At 64.3% G+C, this 17,093-nt stretch carries 16 protein-coding genes; 6 read left to right on the top strand and 10 right to left on the bottom strand.

Features of this window, described 5'->3' with window-relative positions:
* Positions 1-11: 11 nt before the first annotated feature.
* The 10 genes from ABD050_RS26800 to ABD050_RS26755 form a co-directional block, all read right to left on the bottom strand.
* Positions 12-1,124 carry a hypothetical protein gene (locus ABD050_RS26800; RefSeq protein ID WP_343892632.1) on the bottom strand — a complete coding sequence of 371 codons (1,113 nt, stop codon included), beginning with the start codon at positions 1,122-1,124 and terminating at the stop codon, positions 12-14.
* Between the two features lie 118 nt (positions 1,125-1,242).
* Positions 1,243-1,971, bottom strand: coding sequence for a class I SAM-dependent methyltransferase (locus ABD050_RS26795; protein ID WP_343892631.1), 729 nt, complete (start codon positions 1,969-1,971; stop codon positions 1,243-1,245).
* Positions 1,972-2,029: 58 nt separating this feature from the next.
* On the bottom strand, positions 2,030-2,593 hold the full coding sequence (locus ABD050_RS26790; protein ID WP_343892630.1) for a CHAP domain-containing protein: 564 nt from the start codon (positions 2,591-2,593) through the stop codon (positions 2,030-2,032).
* A gap of 116 nt (positions 2,594-2,709) precedes the next feature.
* A complete protein-coding gene (locus tag ABD050_RS26785; RefSeq protein ID WP_343892629.1) occupies positions 2,710-3,564 on the bottom strand; it encodes an AAA family ATPase in 855 nt (284 codons plus the stop codon).
* Positions 3,565-3,688: 124 nt separating this feature from the next.
* Positions 3,689-4,354, bottom strand: a complete 666-nt coding sequence (locus ABD050_RS26780; protein ID WP_343892628.1) for a DUF6975 family protein — start codon at positions 4,352-4,354, stop codon at positions 3,689-3,691.
* A gap of 111 nt (positions 4,355-4,465) precedes the next feature.
* Positions 4,466-5,377, bottom strand: a complete 912-nt coding sequence (locus ABD050_RS26775) for a hypothetical protein (protein WP_343892627.1) — start codon at positions 5,375-5,377, stop codon at positions 4,466-4,468.
* 137 nt (positions 5,378-5,514) lie between these two features.
* Complete coding sequence (gene rpoD / locus ABD050_RS26770; protein ID WP_343892626.1) at positions 5,515-7,542, bottom strand: RNA polymerase sigma factor RpoD; 2,028 nt, start codon at positions 7,540-7,542, stop codon at positions 5,515-5,517.
* The gene (gene dnaG / locus ABD050_RS26765) at positions 7,542-9,413 is read right to left on the bottom strand and encodes a DNA primase (RefSeq protein ID WP_343892625.1); all 1,872 of its coding nucleotides are present in this window, start codon (positions 9,411-9,413) and stop codon (positions 7,542-7,544) included. The genes rpoD and dnaG overlap by 1 nt, the downstream gene beginning before the upstream one ends.
* Positions 9,410-9,829 carry an endonuclease domain-containing protein gene (locus ABD050_RS26760; protein WP_343892624.1) on the bottom strand — a complete coding sequence of 140 codons (420 nt, stop codon included), beginning with the start codon at positions 9,827-9,829 and terminating at the stop codon, positions 9,410-9,412. The genes dnaG and ABD050_RS26760 overlap by 4 nt, the downstream gene beginning before the upstream one ends.
* A gap of 42 nt (positions 9,830-9,871) precedes the next feature.
* Positions 9,872-10,324, bottom strand: coding sequence for a GatB/YqeY domain-containing protein (locus ABD050_RS26755; RefSeq protein WP_343892623.1), 453 nt, complete (start codon positions 10,322-10,324; stop codon positions 9,872-9,874).
* Between the two features lie 128 nt (positions 10,325-10,452).
* Between ABD050_RS26755 and carA the strand changes: the two genes are divergently transcribed.
* The 6 genes from carA (at position 10,453) to ABD050_RS26725 (ending at position 17,027) form a co-directional block, all read left to right on the top strand.
* Positions 10,453-11,625, top strand: coding sequence for a glutamine-hydrolyzing carbamoyl-phosphate synthase small subunit (gene carA, locus ABD050_RS26750; protein WP_343892622.1), 1,173 nt, complete (start codon positions 10,453-10,455; stop codon positions 11,623-11,625).
* The gene (locus ABD050_RS26745; RefSeq protein WP_343892621.1) at positions 11,622-11,984 is read left to right on the top strand and encodes a ribonuclease E inhibitor RraB; all 363 of its coding nucleotides are present in this window, start codon (positions 11,622-11,624) and stop codon (positions 11,982-11,984) included. Before carA ends, ABD050_RS26745 begins: the two co-directional genes overlap by 4 nt.
* Positions 11,984-12,502: a hypothetical protein gene (locus tag ABD050_RS26740; RefSeq protein WP_343892619.1), complete on the top strand. Its 519-nt coding sequence runs from the start codon at positions 11,984-11,986 to the stop codon at positions 12,500-12,502. The genes ABD050_RS26745 and ABD050_RS26740 overlap by 1 nt, the downstream gene beginning before the upstream one ends.
* Complete coding sequence (gene carB / locus ABD050_RS26735; RefSeq protein ID WP_343892618.1) at positions 12,502-15,837, top strand: carbamoyl-phosphate synthase large subunit; 3,336 nt, start codon at positions 12,502-12,504, stop codon at positions 15,835-15,837. Before ABD050_RS26740 ends, carB begins: the two co-directional genes overlap by 1 nt.
* A gap of 81 nt (positions 15,838-15,918) precedes the next feature.
* A complete protein-coding gene (gene greA / locus ABD050_RS26730; protein ID WP_343892617.1) occupies positions 15,919-16,395 on the top strand; it encodes a transcription elongation factor GreA in 477 nt (158 codons plus the stop codon).
* A 53-nt stretch (positions 16,396-16,448) separates the two neighbouring features.
* A complete protein-coding gene (locus tag ABD050_RS26725; protein ID WP_343892616.1) occupies positions 16,449-17,027 on the top strand; it encodes a rhomboid family intramembrane serine protease in 579 nt (192 codons plus the stop codon).
* The last annotated feature ends 66 nt before the right edge of the window (positions 17,028-17,093 follow it).

Genomic DNA, 17,093 nt, shown 5'->3' with positions numbered 1-17,093 from the left:
TGCCTTCGGGATCATTTCAGCATATCGGGGTCAATGTTGATGGTCGACTTTCCGTCCGGTGTGAAGACTGTGCTCGATCGGATCATCGCACCGCGCCTGTCAGTGCCGCTCACGATCGCGCCGAGCTGGGCAAGGTTGGGCATCTTGTCGAAACTGCCCAGCACGTCGACGACACCGATCCCGTACCGCTTCACGACAAAACCCTTGCCCATGTCCTTGTCCAGCAACAGCAACGGCTCGACGGCAACGGTGCCGCCGGCATCGTCGAGCAGGACAAGGGCGATCTGGCCGTCATCGGCACTGGCTGGTGCCAGCACGTCCCACTGCGCTCCGCCTGCGGCTATCTTGCCGCGAATGCACAAGGTCGACGTGCCATTGTGTGGGAAGGCGAGCGGCGGCGCCTGTTCGGTCACGGTGCCCTTGGCCACATCCTTCACGGTGATGGAGCCACCCGTCAGTGACGAGAACAGGGCGTTGCTGCCGGAAGCCTTGTCGCCGAGAAAGCGCGCCGGCTTTTCGTCCGATGCCGGGCACGTGGCGGCAAGCTTGAGCGGGGCGGCGGGCATCGGCCTGTCCTTGCCGTCGAATCGCATGCCCGACAGCAGGGCGTCGAACGCACCCTCCACTTCGGGACGGCGTCCGGCCGGGCCGCTCACGCGCACGGCGATCATCCATCTGCCGGCCCGCACGAAGCCGGCGGCGGTGACCATCGGCTTCCCGGGCTCGAGTTCGGCCTTGTCATAGAGGCGGCGGGTCGCCGCCTGTGGCACGCCTCCCGCCGCCACAATGGTGTCGCTGACCAGAATGAGGTTGGGCCCGAAGCGTTCGTGGATCGCGCGGTCGGTCGCCCAGGTCGCAAGCGCGGTATCAGCGTAGGTCGCGTAGAAGATATAGATGGTGGCGAAGACCTTCCGGTCCTCGGATTCATATTGCGCGATATTGTCGACGCCTTTGCCCTTTTGCGATGCCTCGCCGGTCTGGCTCAGCGAGACGCTCCCGGCCTTGACCGGAACCGCGATGCCGCCGGTCGTGACCATGGCGAAGTCGCCCTTGACCTTCCACGCGCCGTCATCGGGACTGACCTGTGCCGAGGCCGGGATGGCGATCGCCAGGAGCGTGATCACGAGGAGCCTTTTGGCAGGCGCCCCGATCAACAAAAACGGATGCTTCGCCACCACGCGCCTCCCATTGGTCGCTTCAGTCTGTAGGACGATTCAGGATGCCGCAAGCACGGGCGGCGCATCAGGCCGGTTTCATCGCCGAGAAACGCCGGCCGAACACGCCCCAGAGCAGGATCGGCCCGCTCATCCGAAGATCGGCCGCGCCAAGCGCCTTCAACTGGCCGGCATAAGCGCGGGTGTGGCGGATGTCGTAGATCAGGATCTGTCCGCCGGGTTTCGTGACACGCCAGATCTCGGCGATTGCCCGGGTCCGGCCGTCGCGGTCGTCGATATTGTGGATCGCGGTCATCGAGACGATCACGTCGAACTGGCCGTCCGCATAAGGCATGGCGCGCATATCGCCTGTGTCGATCACGAGGCGGTCAGCGACCCCGGCTGCTTCGGCATTGGCCATCGCATTGTCGGGAACATTGTTGCTGAGATCGCGGGCTTGCCAGAGATCGAGGCCATGGACCCTGCCGCCCGGGCCGAGCCGCCGCGCCGCGCCGACCGCGACGAGCCCGCGACCGCAGCCGACATCGAGGACCTGTTCGTCGCCGCGCCAGCTATGGGCGTCGAGCAGGTGCCGCATGACGATGTGCTTGAACCACAGGCTCGAACTTACCATCCACAGCGACATCGCCAGGCAGATGATGCCGGTGGCCCGGATTGTCGGCAGCAGCGGCGCGAGCCACGGGGCGCTGCCGAAGAGACGGGCGCCGACGAGGATTCCCAGCAGAATGACAGCCGCGACGACGAGGTTCCGGGCCACGCCCGGTGCGTCGATCCCGTAATTTTCCCGCTTCTTCATTGCATGCCCCCCGATGCGCGTCGCGAGAGCATGGCACGGCGCGTCGAGGGTTCAAGCGTCAGCGGGCGTAGACGTCGATCAACGCGCCGACATAGTCAGGATTGCGGCCGGTAAGCTCGGCGGCGGGGCGGGCCTTCGGCACCCGCTTCGTGGCGGGCGTGCCGTAGATGAACCCATAGACCGGATAGGTCGTCGAGCCGAGCCCGTCGCGATCGCGGTACCAGACCATGACCTGGCTCCAGTCGTTGTCCCGGGAGACGTCGGTCAGCGTCACGTCCTGTTCGGCATGGCCCCGTTCGCCGTCGAAGCGAGACCAATTGGCATGGGTGACCATGACGACACGCGATGTGACGACCCGGCTGATCACAGCGACATGGCCGAGCGGCAGGCGTGACGTCTTCGCGAAGACCATCACCGCGCCGGCCTTCGGCACGTCACCGCGCCGGTATCTGCCCTCGGCCTGGTCCCACCAGGTCCAGGCGTCGCCATAGATCTGGATGCCGGACGCGGCACGGGCGAAGGGAACGCATTCGCCGACATAGTCGAGCAGGGAACTCGCACGCGCGGGGGCCATGCCGAAAGCCGAAGCCGCGAGCGCGATGGCGAAGAGGATATAACGCATACACGGGCACCATTGACGGTACCCCCCCAAAGCAAGGGTATTGGGGATTGGTTAATTTTTTATTAACGATGTTTCATGGTCCTGGCGCGTGAATTCAGGGCGGCAGGAACGGCTCCCTAGCCCTTGTTGGCCTGCCGCTTGGCCATGAAGGCGAGTCGCTCGAACAGCATCACATCCTGCTCGTTCTTGAGCAGTGCGCCGTGGAGCGGCGGGATCGCCTTGGTGGGGTCGCGGTTCTGCAGCACCTCGAGCGGCATGTCCTCGTGGAGCAGCAGCTTGAGCCAGTCGAGCAGCTCGCTGGTCGAGGGCTTCTTCTTCAGGCCCGGCACGTCACGGACATCGTAGAAGATATCCATCGCCTTGTTGACGAGGATCTTCTGGATGCCCGGGAAATGGACGTCGACGATCGCCTGCATCGTCTCGCGATCGGGGAACTTGATATAATGGAAGAAGCAGCGGCGCAGGAACGCGTCGGGAAGCTCCTTTTCGTTGTTTGAAGTGATCACGACGATCGGCCGCTCGGCGGCGCGCACCGTCTCCTTCGTCTCGTAGACATGGAATTCCATGCGATCGAGTTCCTGGAGGAGATCGTTGGGGAATTCGATATCGGCCTTGTCGATCTCGTCGATCAGCAGGACGGGAACTTCGGGCGCGGTGAACGCCTCCCAGAGCTTGCCGCGGCGGATATAGTTGGAAATGTCGTGGACGCGCTCGTCGCCGAGCTGGCCGTCGCGCAACCGGGCGACCGCGTCATATTCGTACAGGCCCTGCTGTGCCTTGGTGGTCGACTTGATGTTCCACTCGATCAGCGGCGCGCCGACCGCCTTGGCGATCTCATAAGCGAGTACGGTCTTGCCGGTGCCGGGCTCGCCCTTGACCAGCAGCGGACGGCGCAGCGTAACGGCGGCGTTGACCGCGACTTTCAGGTCGTCAGTCGCGACATAGCTTTGCGTGCCCTCGAAGCGTTTCATTCCGGTCCAATCCCGTTTCGAATATCGGGTTTGGGATAGAAGGATTTTGCCCCGGCGCGCAAGCGCCCCGTCTCAGGTATCGCGCAAGCGCCCCGTCTCACGTGTCGCGCAAGCGCCGGGATCGCTATTGGTGGTTGCGGGCGCTCGCGCGGGCTTCGAGCAGATCCCACAGGCCGCGGTGCTGGGCGAGGAGCTGCTGGGCGCCGAAGGCCATGGCGCGTTCGATCGCCGGCGTATCGGCGAGCGCCGAGACAAGGGACGCGGTCTCGAAACCGTCAGGCAGGATCGAGCGGGACGGTTCGATACCGAAGCGGCGCGCTGCGACATCGAGGGTGTCGCGGATCGAGGTCCAATCGAGCACCAGGGCAATCGCCGCGCCGGTCGCGCAACCGGTCCGGTCGGACTGGGCGAGCATGTCGAGCGCGTGGCGCTGTGCCGAGATCGCCGCCTCGGATTCAGCCTGGCCCGGGGTCGAGGGCAGGGGGCCGGAGGCGGCAGTGAGCTGAGCGAGATAGGCGCGTTCCTCGGTGAAGGCGGCGGCCGCCTCTTCGAGCCAATCCTGCGCGGCTGATTGTCCGCTATGTTCGAGGGCATGATCGATCACGCCGGGATGGCGGCCATGGAGCGCGCAGAGCGCATGGACCGAGTCGGCCAGGTCGCGCACCGCGACGTACGGCGCGGCAAGCAGTCGTGGCATTGGGTGGGTGGCGCTGCCGTCGGCCGCAGCCAGCGCAGCGATCGTCCCCCAGCTTCCGCCTATGCGTCGTTCTTGTGCCGAATCGAAAGCCATGATGCTCCGGATGTTGTGTTGATGCGCCGACAAGCCGGCTCAACGTCTTCTTGTGCCGCATGCAGTATCCGAAGGGCGTAAAGACCTGGTGTAGAGCGAGTTAAGTGTGTCTCAACCTTGAATCACCAGCGTCGCCGTAACCCCGTCCACAGCGAGGTGCGGCCGGTATGCCGCGAGGCCGACCTTGATCGGGATCGGCGTCGTGTGGTTGGCGAGCAACATCGACGAAAGGGAGCGGGGGGTGCCATCAGCGATCACCCCGTCGATCGCCTCGATCATGGCGGCGCGCGCGGACGAGTCGATCAGGGCTTCGAACCGCAGCCCGGCGAGCGAGTCGGGCGTGCGGCGGACAAGCGCCGCGAGCCCCGCATCGGGCTGTTCGAGAAAGCCGCGCGGGCTGATGCGGGCGGTGGCCACGCCGTCGAGGACCGCCAGCGATTCGGCAGCGGCGTGGCAGCGTGCCTCAGCGGCGCGGAGTTCCGATGCAGCGGTCGCATCCTGCACGAACAGCGCGATTCCGGTGGCATGCGGTTCGATCATGATCGTCAGCCGGCGTGCCGGATAGCGAAGGTCAGGCAGGTCGATCGTCTCGCTCATGCCCGACTGCATGACGCGGAAAATGGCCGCTTCATAAAGGCCTGGGTCGGGCTGGCGACAGAGGGCGAGAAGCGAAGCGCCGATCGCCGCACGCGACCCGAAGCGCGCGCGCGCGGCGCGACTCGCGGCGATGATGTCGAGGCCGGCATCAGCAACGATCACCATGTCCCGGATGCCATCGAGCAGCGCGGCCGCATCGATGGCCGCCGGCGTGGCGCCGGGCAGATGCGGCGCGCACAGCGCATTCATCACGTCGATCGAGGTCATGACGAAGCGCGGGCGCCCGCGGTGCAGGATATAGACCGGTGTCCGGGCCGCACGCTCCTGCCACACGCCGAAATGGCGGACGAGATCGGACGAGGTGACGACATGGTCGCCCTGGAGTGCTGCGGGAATGGTGTCGGATTGCTCGGCCCGGGCTGTCATGTCCGACAGGGACTGCAAGTCGGGCGGCGTGACAATCAGGCCGGTCCATTTCGGTTGCGCAATTGCCGCAACCTGCTCCGAAATGGAGCAGATTCATGGGATCAGCTTCCCCGGCGGCGGCCGGGGAAGGATTGATTCTACTGGTCGAGGAAGCTGCGCATCTTGCGGCTGCGCGACGGGTGCTTGAGCTTCCTGAGCGCCTTCGCCTCGATCTGGCGGATGCGCTCGCGCGTCACCGAGAATTGCTGGCCGACTTCCTCGAGCGTGTGATCGGTGTTCATGCCGATGCCGAAGCGCATGCGCAGCACGCGCTCCTCGCGTGGGGTGAGGCTCGCCAGCACCCGGGTGACGGTTTCCTTGAGGTTGGCCTGGATCGCGGCATCGACCGGGATGATCGCGTTCTTGTCTTCGATGAAATCGCCGAGATGCGAATCCTCCTCGTCGCCGATCGGCGTTTCGAGGCTGATCGGCTCCTTGGCGATCTTCATCACCTTGCGGACCTTTTCGAGCGGCATCGACAGGCGCTCGGCCATTTCCTCGGGCGTGGGCTCGCGGCCCTGCTCATGGAGGAACTGGCGGCTGGTCCGCACCAGCTTGTTGATCGTCTCGATCATGTGCACCGGGATGCGGATCGTGCGCGCCTGGTCGGCGATCGAACGCGTGATCGCCTGGCGGATCCACCAGGTGGCATAGGTCGAGAATTTGTAGCCGCGGCGATATTCGAACTTATCGACTGCCTTCATCAGGCCGATATTGCCCTCCTGGATGAGATCCAGGAACTGAAGGCCGCGATTGGTATATTTCTTCGCGATCGAGATCACGAGCCGCAGATTCGCCTCGACCATTTCCTTCTTGGCGATTCGCGCCTCGCGCTCGCCCTTCTGGACCATGTTGACGATCCGGCGGAACTCACCGAGCGACATGCCGGTCGCCTGGCTGATCTCGGAAATCTCGACCCGGATGCGATCGACCGCATCCCCTTCGTTGGTGACGAAGGCAGTCCATTTCTTGTCCAGCTTGGCGACGCTGGGCAGGAACTGCTCGTCGAGCTCATGGCCGATATAGCGGTCGAGGAAATCCTTGCGCGGCACCTTGTGGCGCTCGGCAAGGCGCAGCATCTGCCCGCCCAGCGCGGTGAGGCGCCGGTTGAAGGCATAAAGCTGGTCGACGAGATATTCGATCTTGGCATTGTGGAACTGGACGCTCTCGACTTCCGCCGTGAGCTCCTCGCGCAGCTTCTGATATTTGCGCTCTTCCGCATTGGACAGCTCGCCACCGGCCGACATCGAATCGAGCCGTTGCTGCTGGACCTTGGAGAATTTCTTGTAGAGCGAGGTGATGCTCGCGAAGCGCTCGAGCGCCTGCGGCTTCAACTGCTCTTCCATCTGCGCGAGGCTGAGAGTGTTGTCCTCCTCCTCGTCGTCCGATGCGCGCGGCGTGCGCCGCTCCTGCATCGAATCCTCTTCCTCCTCGGCGGGGGCCTCTTCGGGCTCTTCCTCTTCCTTGAAGGACGGGCCGGCGGTCTTTTCCGAAATCTCGCCCGACGCGTCGTCGTCGTCGGTCAGCGATTCAGGCGCCGGGTCCTTGGACAGCATTGCGTCGAGATCGAGGATCTCGCGCAGCTGCATCGTGCCCTCGTTGAGCGCGGTCGACCAGTCGATGATCGCGTTGAAGGTGATCGGGCTTTCGCACAGCCCAAGGATCATCGTGTCGCGGCCGGCCTCGATTCGCTTGGCGATGGCGATCTCGCCCTCGCGGCTGAGCAGCTCGACGGCACCCATCTCGCGCAGATACATGCGCACCGGATCGTCGGTGCGATCGATGACCTCTTTCTTCTTGGTCTCGAGCTGCGGCGCGCTTTCCTCGGACGCGTCGACCGACTCGACCTCGTCCTCGGGCTGCTCGGCCTCCTCGCCATCCTCGCCGGCCTCATCGTTCTCGACGATGTTGACGCCCATCTCGTTCAGCGCGGACATGACGTCCTCGAGCTGATCGGACGACATCTGGTCCTGCGGCAGCGCCTCGTTGAGCTGCTCATAGGTGATGTAGCCACGCTTTTTGGCGCGGGCGACCAGCTTCTTGATCGACGCATCGTTCAAGTCGATCAGCGGGGCGTCGGTCACTTCGCCGCCTTCGTCACCACCGCCACCGTTCATCTTCGTCATTAATTGCCCTCAGCATCAAAAGCTCTGGCGTCTTCGTTCGCTTGCACGAGATTTGCAAGTCGCGCGTCCAACGCCTGTTGTTCCTTCACCAGCGAAACCTGTCGTTCAAAGGCTTCATCCGTATAACCCGCCATCAGCGCCGTCGTTGCTTCCGCCAGCGCAGCGTCCACTTCAGGACGCGCCACCAGAATGGCGATCGCCTCGTCGAGATCCTCCCGCGCTCGGGCCGGCTCGGCGTCTTTCTGCGTGAACGAGCACGATAGCTGATCGGCCCGTAACAGATCAGTGGCAATTATATCGAATCCTGATTTTGCCAATATGGTGAGCAAGCCCTCGCTATCAAGCGCCTGATCTTCGACAGCGAGATCAACGACCGCCTCGAACAGCCTTCCCAGTGCATCATCGGCAAGCTTGAGCGACCCCAAAACCTCCATGTGGCGGGCGATTTCCGCCGGGTGGCGGATCAGTCCGGCGAGGACCGCCTTGGCGAGAATGCGGTCGATTCCGCTCGCGCGGACGCCCTTGGCCGCCTCGGTGACGGGGATATCCGGGGCCTTCCAGGGCTGGCCCGGCTTGCGCTTGGCTCGCTGGAAAGGGACGAAGGGCTGACGGGTGCGGGCATAAAGCGCCTCGAAGCGTCGGTTGAACTCCGCGAGATATTGAGTGCGGACATCGCCGTCAGCGATCGCCTGGGCGAGGCCGGTATAGCGCTGCTTGAGGCCGGCCTTTTGCTCGGGGGTGTCGAGCGGCTCGGCGGCGAGCTCGTGCGCCCAGAGGCGATCGACCAGCGGCTCGGGTTCGCGGAGCAGGCTTTCGAACGCGCCGGCACCTTTTGCCCGGACGAAATCATCGGGATCGACGCCCTGCGGCAAGGTAACGAAGGCGAGGCTGCGGCCGGGCGCCAGCATCGGCAGCGCGCGATTGGCGGCACGGATGGCGGCCTTCTGCCCGGCCGAATCGCCATCGAAGCACAGGATCGGCACATCGACAAGGCGCCAGAGCCGTTCGAGCTGCGCCTCGGTGAGCGCCGTGCCGAGCGGGGCGACTGCTTCGCCAAAACCGGCCTGGGCGAGGGCGATGACGTCCATATAGCCCTCGACGACCAGCACCCGGCCCGATTTGCGCGAAGCCGGGGCGGCGCGATCGAGATTGTAGAGATTGCGGCCCTTGTCGAAGAGTGGGGTCTCCGGGGAGTTGAGATATTTGGGCTCGCCATCCCCGATGATGCGGCCGCCGAACGCGATCGTCCGGCCGCGCGGATCGCGGATCGGGATCATCAGCCGGCCACGGAACCGGTCATAGGGCTCCTTGCCCTCGACCGAAATGAGCAGGCCGGCCTCGACCAGCATCGCATCGCCGAAGTCGCGCAGCGCCGTACGCAGCTTGCCGCGGGAATCGGGTGCGAAGCCGAGGCCGAAATCGCGGCGCGCGGCATCCGAGACGCCGCGTTTCCTGAGCAGGGCTACCGCTTCGCCGCCGTCCAGTCCGCCGAGCTGGGTTTCGAACCAGTCAGCGGCTGCCTTCATCACATCATGAAGGCCCTTCGATTGTTCCGCCTTTTCAGCGGCGCGCGGGTCCATCGCGGGCATTTCCATCCCCGCTGCCTGGACGAGCTCCTTGACCGCATCCATGAAGGGCAGGCCGCGCTGATCGGTCATCCAGCGGATCGCGTCGCCATGCGCGCCGCAGCCGAAGCAATGGTAGAAGGCCTTGTCGTCGTTGACGTAGAAGCTTGGGCTCTTCTCGTTGTGAAACGGGCAGCACGCGCGGAATTCGCGGCCGGCCTTTTGCAGCTTGGTGGTGCGGCCGATCAGCGCCGAGAGCAGGGTGCGGGCGCGGAGCTCGTCGAGGAATTGGGGGGAGAGGCTCATTGGGGCGTGTCGCGAGGGCGCACACTTCTACCCCCCTCCCGCTTGCGGGAGGGGCCGGGGGAGGGCCTGTCCGCCAGCGCGCGCTCGATAGTCGCCACGACTCCTTCGATATTCTCCAACACTTCATTGTTCCAGAAGCGAAGTACGGCAAATCCCCGCGCTTCGATGAATCTTGTCCGGGCGAGATCGGCGGCGGCGTTCCAATCGTGCTGACCGCCGTCGATTTCGATCACGAGCCTGACGGTTCGGGAGACGAAATCGCAGATGAAAGGGCCGATCGGGAATTGGCTGTTGAAGCGGATGCCAGCGACCTTTCGCGCCCTCAGCTGCATCCAAAGCGCGCGTTCGGCGTCTGTCGCGTTCGCGCGCAATTCGCGCGAACGCATGGTGGGTCTGGCGTAGCCTTTGTCCGACATGCCCTCCCCCAACCCCTCCCGCAAGCGGGAGGGGAGATTAAGTCAGCTCAGCGCCGCCTTCACCAGCCCGCTCGCCTTGCTCATGTCGAGCGTCTGCGCATGGCGTGCCTTGAGCTCCGCCATCACCCGGCCCATGTCCTTCATGCCCGAGGCGCCGAGCTCGACCTTGATCGCCTCGATCGCGGCGCTGGTCTCGGCCTCGCTCATCTGTTGCGGCAGGAAGCGCTCGATCACCTCGACCTCGGCATTTTCGGCATCGGCGAGTTCCTGGCGGTTGCCCTTCACGAACATTTCGATCGATTCGCGGCGCTGCTTGACCATCTTCTGCAGCACCTCGACCACCAATGTGTCGTCATCGTCGGGCGACTTGCCGGTGCGTGCCTCGATGTCGCGATTCTTGATTGCCGACTGGATCAGGCGCAGCGTGGCAGTACCCTGCTTGTCGCCTCCCTTCATCGCGGTGATGAGCGCAGCCTTGATGTCGTCGCGAATCATTGTCGGTCCTTTTCGGTAATCCGTCTCCCTAGCCGGGTAGCGCGGGTTTTAACAGATTGACGCTCCCGCCTCGCGGCTCTAGCGACCACCGCTTAGCGACATCGAAACCTGAAGGAGTGCCCGCCACGATGGCCGACGCCAAACCCATTGCCGCGCCCGAAGGAGCGACGGGCGTGTTGGTACTGGCCAATGGGGAGATCGCCTGGGGCCGCGGATTCGGCGCGGAAGGGGAGGCGGTCGGCGAAGTCTGCTTCCACACCGCAATGACCGGCTATCAGGAGATCATGACTGATCCGAGCTTTGCCGGGCAGATCATCACCTTCACCTTCCCGCATATCGGCAATGTCGGCGCCAATGCCGATGACATCGAGGCCGAGGAGCCGCACGCGCTCGGCATGATCGTCCGCGAGGATGTGACCACCCCGTCCAACTTCCGCTCGGTCGAGCGGCTCGACGACTGGATGAAGCGGCATGACCGGATCGGCCTGTCGGGAATCGACACGCGCGCGCTGACCCGGCGCATTCGCAGCGGCGGCGCGCCGAACGGGGTGATCTCGCACCGGGCTGACGGAATGTTCGATATTCCGCTGCTGCTGCAGATGGCGCGGGCCTGGCCCGGACTCGAGGGGATGGATCTCGCCATCTCGGTGACGACCGATACGCATTATGGCTGGGAAGGCGGCGTCTGGCGGCTTGGGTTCGGGTATGAGGACGACCTCGAGGAGGACGGTCGCCCGCATGTCGTCGCGATCGATTATGGTGCGAAGCACAATATCTACCGCAATCTCGTGAAGGCCGGCGCCAAGGTCAGCGTGCTGCCAGCAACCGCCAGCTTCGATCAGGTGATGGCGCTGAAGCCCGATGGCATCTTCCTGTCGAACGGCCCGGGAGACCCGGCGGCCACGGGCGAATATGCCGTGCCGGTGATCCGGGCGCTGCTCGAAACCCGCATCCCCTTGTTCGGTATCTGCCTCGGCCATCAGCTGCTCGGGCTCGCGGTGGGCGCCGAGACCACCAAGATGTTCCAGGGGCATCGCGGCGCCAACCATCCGGTCAAGCGACTGAGCGACGGCGCGGTCGAGATCACCTCGATGAACCATGGCTTCGCGGTCGTCTCGAGCACGCTCCCCGAAACCGCGCGCGAGACTCATGTCTCGCTGTTCGACGGTTCGAACGCAGGCTTCGAGCTGACCGATCGACCTGCGTTCAGCGTGCAATATCACCCCGAGGCGAGCCCGGGGCCGCAGGACAGCTTCTATCTGTTCGAGAAGTTCGTCGGATCGCTGGGGGTGGCGGCATGACCTTGCCTGAGGTGGACCCGAAGCGGTTCGAGGAGGAATGGGCGGAAGATCAGGAGGTCCTCGCCAATCTCGCGGAGAATGGCGACAAGCCCGAACTTCTGCGCTCGGTCGATGTGAGCTTTTGCGGCAGTGACGCTGACCTCGACCGGCTTGCCGACGATGCCGAAAGCCTTGGCTTCACCGTGCTCGAGCGCGAGGAAACCGAGGATGGCGAGATGGCTTTGTTCCTCGCGCGGGACCAGAAGGCCGATGCGGCGTCGATCAAGGCGCTGACCTTGCTGTGCCTGCAGATCGAGCTTCTCTACGATCTCGACTATGAGGGCTGGGGCTGCATGGCCGAAACGGGGATGATCCTGTGATGTCCACACGCTTCCTGCTGCCGGCCGTGCTGACTGCGGCCGGCTTGCTTTCCTGCGCCACCATCGCGCTCGCGCAGGACAGCGCGATCAACGTTGCCGGCTGGAATCTCGCCGATGTCGGCCACAAGCCGGGCGACGACAGCAACCGGCTCGTCTCGATCGAGAAGGCGCTTCCCGAGATCGACCTGATCTACCGTCCGAGCGAGAGCAATACGGGCGGCAGCATCCAGGCCGAGTTCAAGCCGCAAAATAATTGCGCCGGGATGAGCGTCAGTTCGGGCTTCGATTTCGACCTGCCGCCCGCCGATCGCGCTGCCCAGGTGCGCAAGGAGGTCCATGAGGCCTTTGCCGATTTCGCCAAGACCTGCCGGATGGCCAGGCCCGATATGGAGGCGACGCTGATGGCGGGCTTCAGCGAGGCCTTCGCTGCGGTGGACAAGTTGATGGTGGACAAGCCGAACGTCTATCCGAAGGAGCCGGCGGACGACGCGAATAGCCAGGATCAAAGCAACACATAATGCCAAAACGCACTGACATCTCTTCCATCCTCGTCATCGGCGCCGGCCCGATCGTCATCGGCCAGGCGTGCGAGTTCGATTATTCCGGCACGCAGGCGATCAAGGCCCTGCGCGAGGAAGGGTATCGCATCGTCCTGGTCAATTCGAACCCGGCGACGATCATGACTGATCCCGAGCTGGCTGATGCGACCTATGTCGAGCCGATCACGCCCGAAATCGTTGCCAAGATCATCGAGAAGGAACGGCCCGACGCCGTCCTGCCCACGATGGGCGGGCAGACCGCGCTCAACACCGCGCTTGCCCTGTTCAACGACGGCACGCTGGCGAAATATGGCGTGCAGATGATCGGCGCCGATGCGGAGGCGATCGACAAGGCCGAGGACCGGCTGAAATTCCGCGATGCGATGGACAGGATCGGGCTCGAAAGCCCGCGCTCGGCGATCGCGCATTCGCTCGACGAGGCGTTCGTCGCGCTGGAGCATGTCGGCCTGCCGACGATCATCCGGCCAAGCTTCACCATGGGCGGATCGGGCGGCGGCATTGCTTATAATCGCGAGGAATTCGTCGCCATCGTCACCTCGGGGCTCGACGCCTCGCCGACCACTGAAGTGCTGATCGAGGAATCGGTGCTCGGCTGGAAGGAATATGAGATGGAGGTCGTGCGCGACCGCCACGACAATTGCATCATCATCTGCTCGATCGAGAATGTCGACCCGATGGGCGTCCATACCGGCGATTCCATCACCGTCGCGCCGGCGCTGACGCTGACCGACAAGGAATATCAGATCATGCGCAACGCGAGCATCGCGGTGTTGCGTGAAATCGGTGTTGAAACAGGCGGTTCGAACGTCCAGTTCGCGGTCAATCCCAAGGATGGCCGCCTCGTCGTGATCGAGATGAATCCGCGCGTCTCGCGGTCTTCCGCGCTCGCTTCCAAGGCGACCGGCTTCCCGATCGCCAAGGTCGCGGCGAAGCTCGCGGTCGGCTACACGCTCGACGAGATCATCAACGACATCACCGGCGCGACGCCGGCCTCGTTCGAGCCGACAATCGACTATATCGTCACCAAGATCCCACGCTTCGCCTTCGAGAAGTTCAAGGGCGCCGAGCCGATCCTGTCGACCGCGATGAAGTCGGTCGGCGAGGTGATGGCGATCGGCCGCAACATCCATGAGTCGCTGCAAAAGGCGCTGCGCGGGCTCGAGACCGGGCTCTCGGGTTTCAACCAGGTCGATGCGCTGGCCGGCGCGCCGCGCGCGGTGATCGAGGCGGCACTGGCGCGCGCGACGCCTGACCGGCTGCTGGTCGCGGCGCAGGCGCTGCGCGAAGGCTTCACCGTCGCCGAGATCCACGCGATCACTTTCTACGACCCCTGGTTTCTCGAGCGGATCGCCGAGATCATCTCAGCGGAGGAAGAGGTGTGCCGGGGCGGCCTGCCGCGCGACGCGGCGGGGATGCGGCGGCTGAAATCCATGGGCTTCAGCGACAAAAGGCTTGCCTATCTCGCGCTCAAATCGGCCAATCTGCACGGCGGCATGGACCGCGGAATCGCGCGTGGGTCGGGGCTGATCCATGAGGCGGTCGTGGCGATGACCGGCGGCATCACTGAAGACGAGGTGCGCAAGGCGCGCCACAAGCTCGGCGTGCGGCCGGTGTTCAAGCGGATCGATACCTGCGCCGCCGAGTTCGCGGCAAAGACGCCGTACATGTATTCGAGCTACGAGGCGCCCAGCTTCGGCGAGCCCGAATGCGAAAGCCAGCCAACCGACCGGAAGAAGATCGTCATCCTCGGCGGCGGGCCGAACCGGATCGGGCAGGGGATCGAGTTCGACTATTGCTGCTGCCATGCCTGCTTCGCGCTGGCCGAGGCCGGCTATGAGACGATCATGGTCAACTGCAATCCGGAGACGGTGTCGACCGATTACGACACCTCCGACCGGCTCTATTTCGAGCCATTGACCGCCGAGGATGTGCTCGAGATCCTCCATGTCGAGCAGCAGAACGGCACGCTGGTCGGCGTGATTGTCCAGTTCGGCGGGCAGACACCGCTCAACCTCGCGCATGCGCTCGAACAGGCGGGGATTCCGATCCTCGGCACGAGCCCGGATGCGATCGACCTTGCCGAGGATCGCGAGCGCTTTGCCGCCCTCATCACCAAATTGGGACTTCGCCAGCCGGCCAACGGAATCGCGCGCAGCCGCGACGAGGCGATCGCGGTGGCCGAGCGGATCGGCTACCCGGTGCTGATGCGGCCGAGCTATGTGCTCGGCGGCCGGGCGATGGAGATTGTCGACGGGCCGGCGCAGCTCGATGATTATATCCAGACCGCGGTTCAGGTCTCGGGCGATTCGCCGGTGCTGATCGACCAATATCTGCGCGACGCGATCGAGGTCGATGTCGATGCCATCTCCGACGGCACCGACGTGACGGTCGCCGGCGTGCTCCAGCATATCGAGGAAGCCGGCGTGCACTCGGGCGACAGTGCCTGTTCGATCCCACCCTACAGCCTGTCGGATGGGATCATCGCCGAGATCGAGCGCCAGACCAAGGCACTGGCAAAGGCGCTATCGGTGGTCGGGCTGATGAATATCCAGTTCGCGGTCAAGGACGGGCTCGTCTATCTGATCGAGGTCAATCCGCGTGCCAGCCGGACCGTGCCCTTCGTCGCCAAGGCGATCGGCGCGCCGGTCGCCAAGATCGCGGCACGGGTGATGGCCGGCGAGAAGCTCGCCGACATGCCGCAGATCGACCGCGCGATCGATTATGTCGCGGTGAAGGAAGCGGTATTCCCGTTCAACCGTTTCCCCGGCGTCGATCCGATACTCTCACCGGAGATGAAATCGACCGGCGAAGTAATGGGAATCGATGGCGATTTCGTCATTGCCTTTGCCAAGGCGCAACTCGGCGCGGGGACGATCTTGCCGAAATCGGGTACCTTGTTCGTCAGCGTGAAGGACAGCGACAAGCCGGTCATCCTTCCCGCCGTCCGGTTGCTCGCCGCGAACGGCTTCACCGTCGTCGCGACCGGGGGGACCGCGGATTATCTCAGCGCCAACAATGTCACCGTCGAGCGGGTCAACAAGGTGGCGCAGGGGCGGCCGCATATCGTCGACCGGATCAAGGACGGCGATATCGACCTGATCTTCAACACGACCGAAGGCTGGCAGAGCCTCAAGGACTCGCAGCCGATCCGCGGATCGGCGCTCACCCAGAAGATTCCGTACTTCACCACGGCACCCGCCAGCGTCGCCGCGGCGCAGGCGATTGTGGCGCTTGCGACGCGCAGTCTTGAAGTTCGGCCATTGCAATCCTATTATTCGCACTCGCACAATTAATTCCCCACATGAGAGAGACGTGCGGGCGGGTCCTTAAGCGGGCCGGCCGATAGGGGAATTTTCGGGGACGAAGGAACTGGGATGGCTACCGTCGAAAAGATGCCGATGCTGCAGGAGGGCTATGAGAAGCTCAATGCGGACCTGAAGCGCCTGAAAGCGGAGCGCCCGACCATCGTTGACGCGATCGAGGAAGCGCGTGCGCACGGCGATCTCTCGGAAAACGCCGAATATCACGCCGCCAAGGAGCGCCAGGGCCAGATCGAGGCCTCGATCTCGGACATCGAGGACAAGCTCAGCCGCGCCCAGGTCATCGATCCGCGCGACCTGTCGGGCGACAAGGTCGTGTTCGGCGCGACCGTCACCCTGCTCGACGAGGATGAGAAGCCGATCCGCTACCAGATCGTCGGCCAGACCGAGGCTGACGCAAAGGGCGGGCGCATCTCCTATAATTCGCCGCTCGGCCGCGCGCTGATCGGGCGCAAGGTCGATGACGAGGTCGAGGTCACCGTGCCGTCGGGCGACCGCTATTACCTCGTTTCGAAGATCGAATTCATCTGAACGGAATCGACCTTCCACGCGGACGGTTCACTGATGCGCTGGTCGCGCTGTCGGTGTTCGTCGTACTTCTCGCCACCGCGGTAGTTGGCCTCGGCGTGGCAGCCTATCTGTTCGGCTTCGCGCCGCAGCCCTTTCTGGCCGGCGGCTGGAGGGACGAGCCCCTTTCCTGGCTGTCGCCGCTCGCCTCGGCTTTCCTCGCACGCGATCTCCTCTCCGGGGCTTTCAACCTCGTCTTCCTGCTCATCGCCGGCCGCTTCGTCGAAAAGGCGGTTCGGCCATTCGGGTTGGGGGCCATCTTCGTAGCCGGGGCTTATGGCGGCGCGCTTGCCCGGTTGATCCTGACGCCGGGCTCGATAATCCCCAGCGCAGGGGCTGATGCCGCGGTCTTCGCCGTGATCGGCGCCTATTTCATGCTTTATGGCGTGCCGCGCGCGATCCCGGTGTCTCGAGCGCATAGCCGATCAATCCAGATCGCGATCCTCGCGGCGGTCTGGATCGGGTTCCAGATCATCTTTGCCCTTGTGGCGGGGAGCTTCGAGCTGTCGGTTACGATCATCGAGCCGCTGGGTGGCCTGGCGGCGGGCGTCGCGCTGGCCCGGCCGCTGCTGGCCTGGACCTACCGAAAGGCCTGATACCAAGTCCCTGAGGGGATGACTCGCGAAGGGTTGCCAAGGGCGCTGGGTATTGATTCAAGATGG

This window comes from Sphingomonas oligophenolica, assembly GCF_039522915.1.
GTDB classification, from domain to species: Bacteria; Pseudomonadota; Alphaproteobacteria; order Sphingomonadales; family Sphingomonadaceae; genus Sphingomonas; species Sphingomonas oligophenolica.
This window is presented reverse-complemented; position numbering and strand designations above follow the sequence as displayed.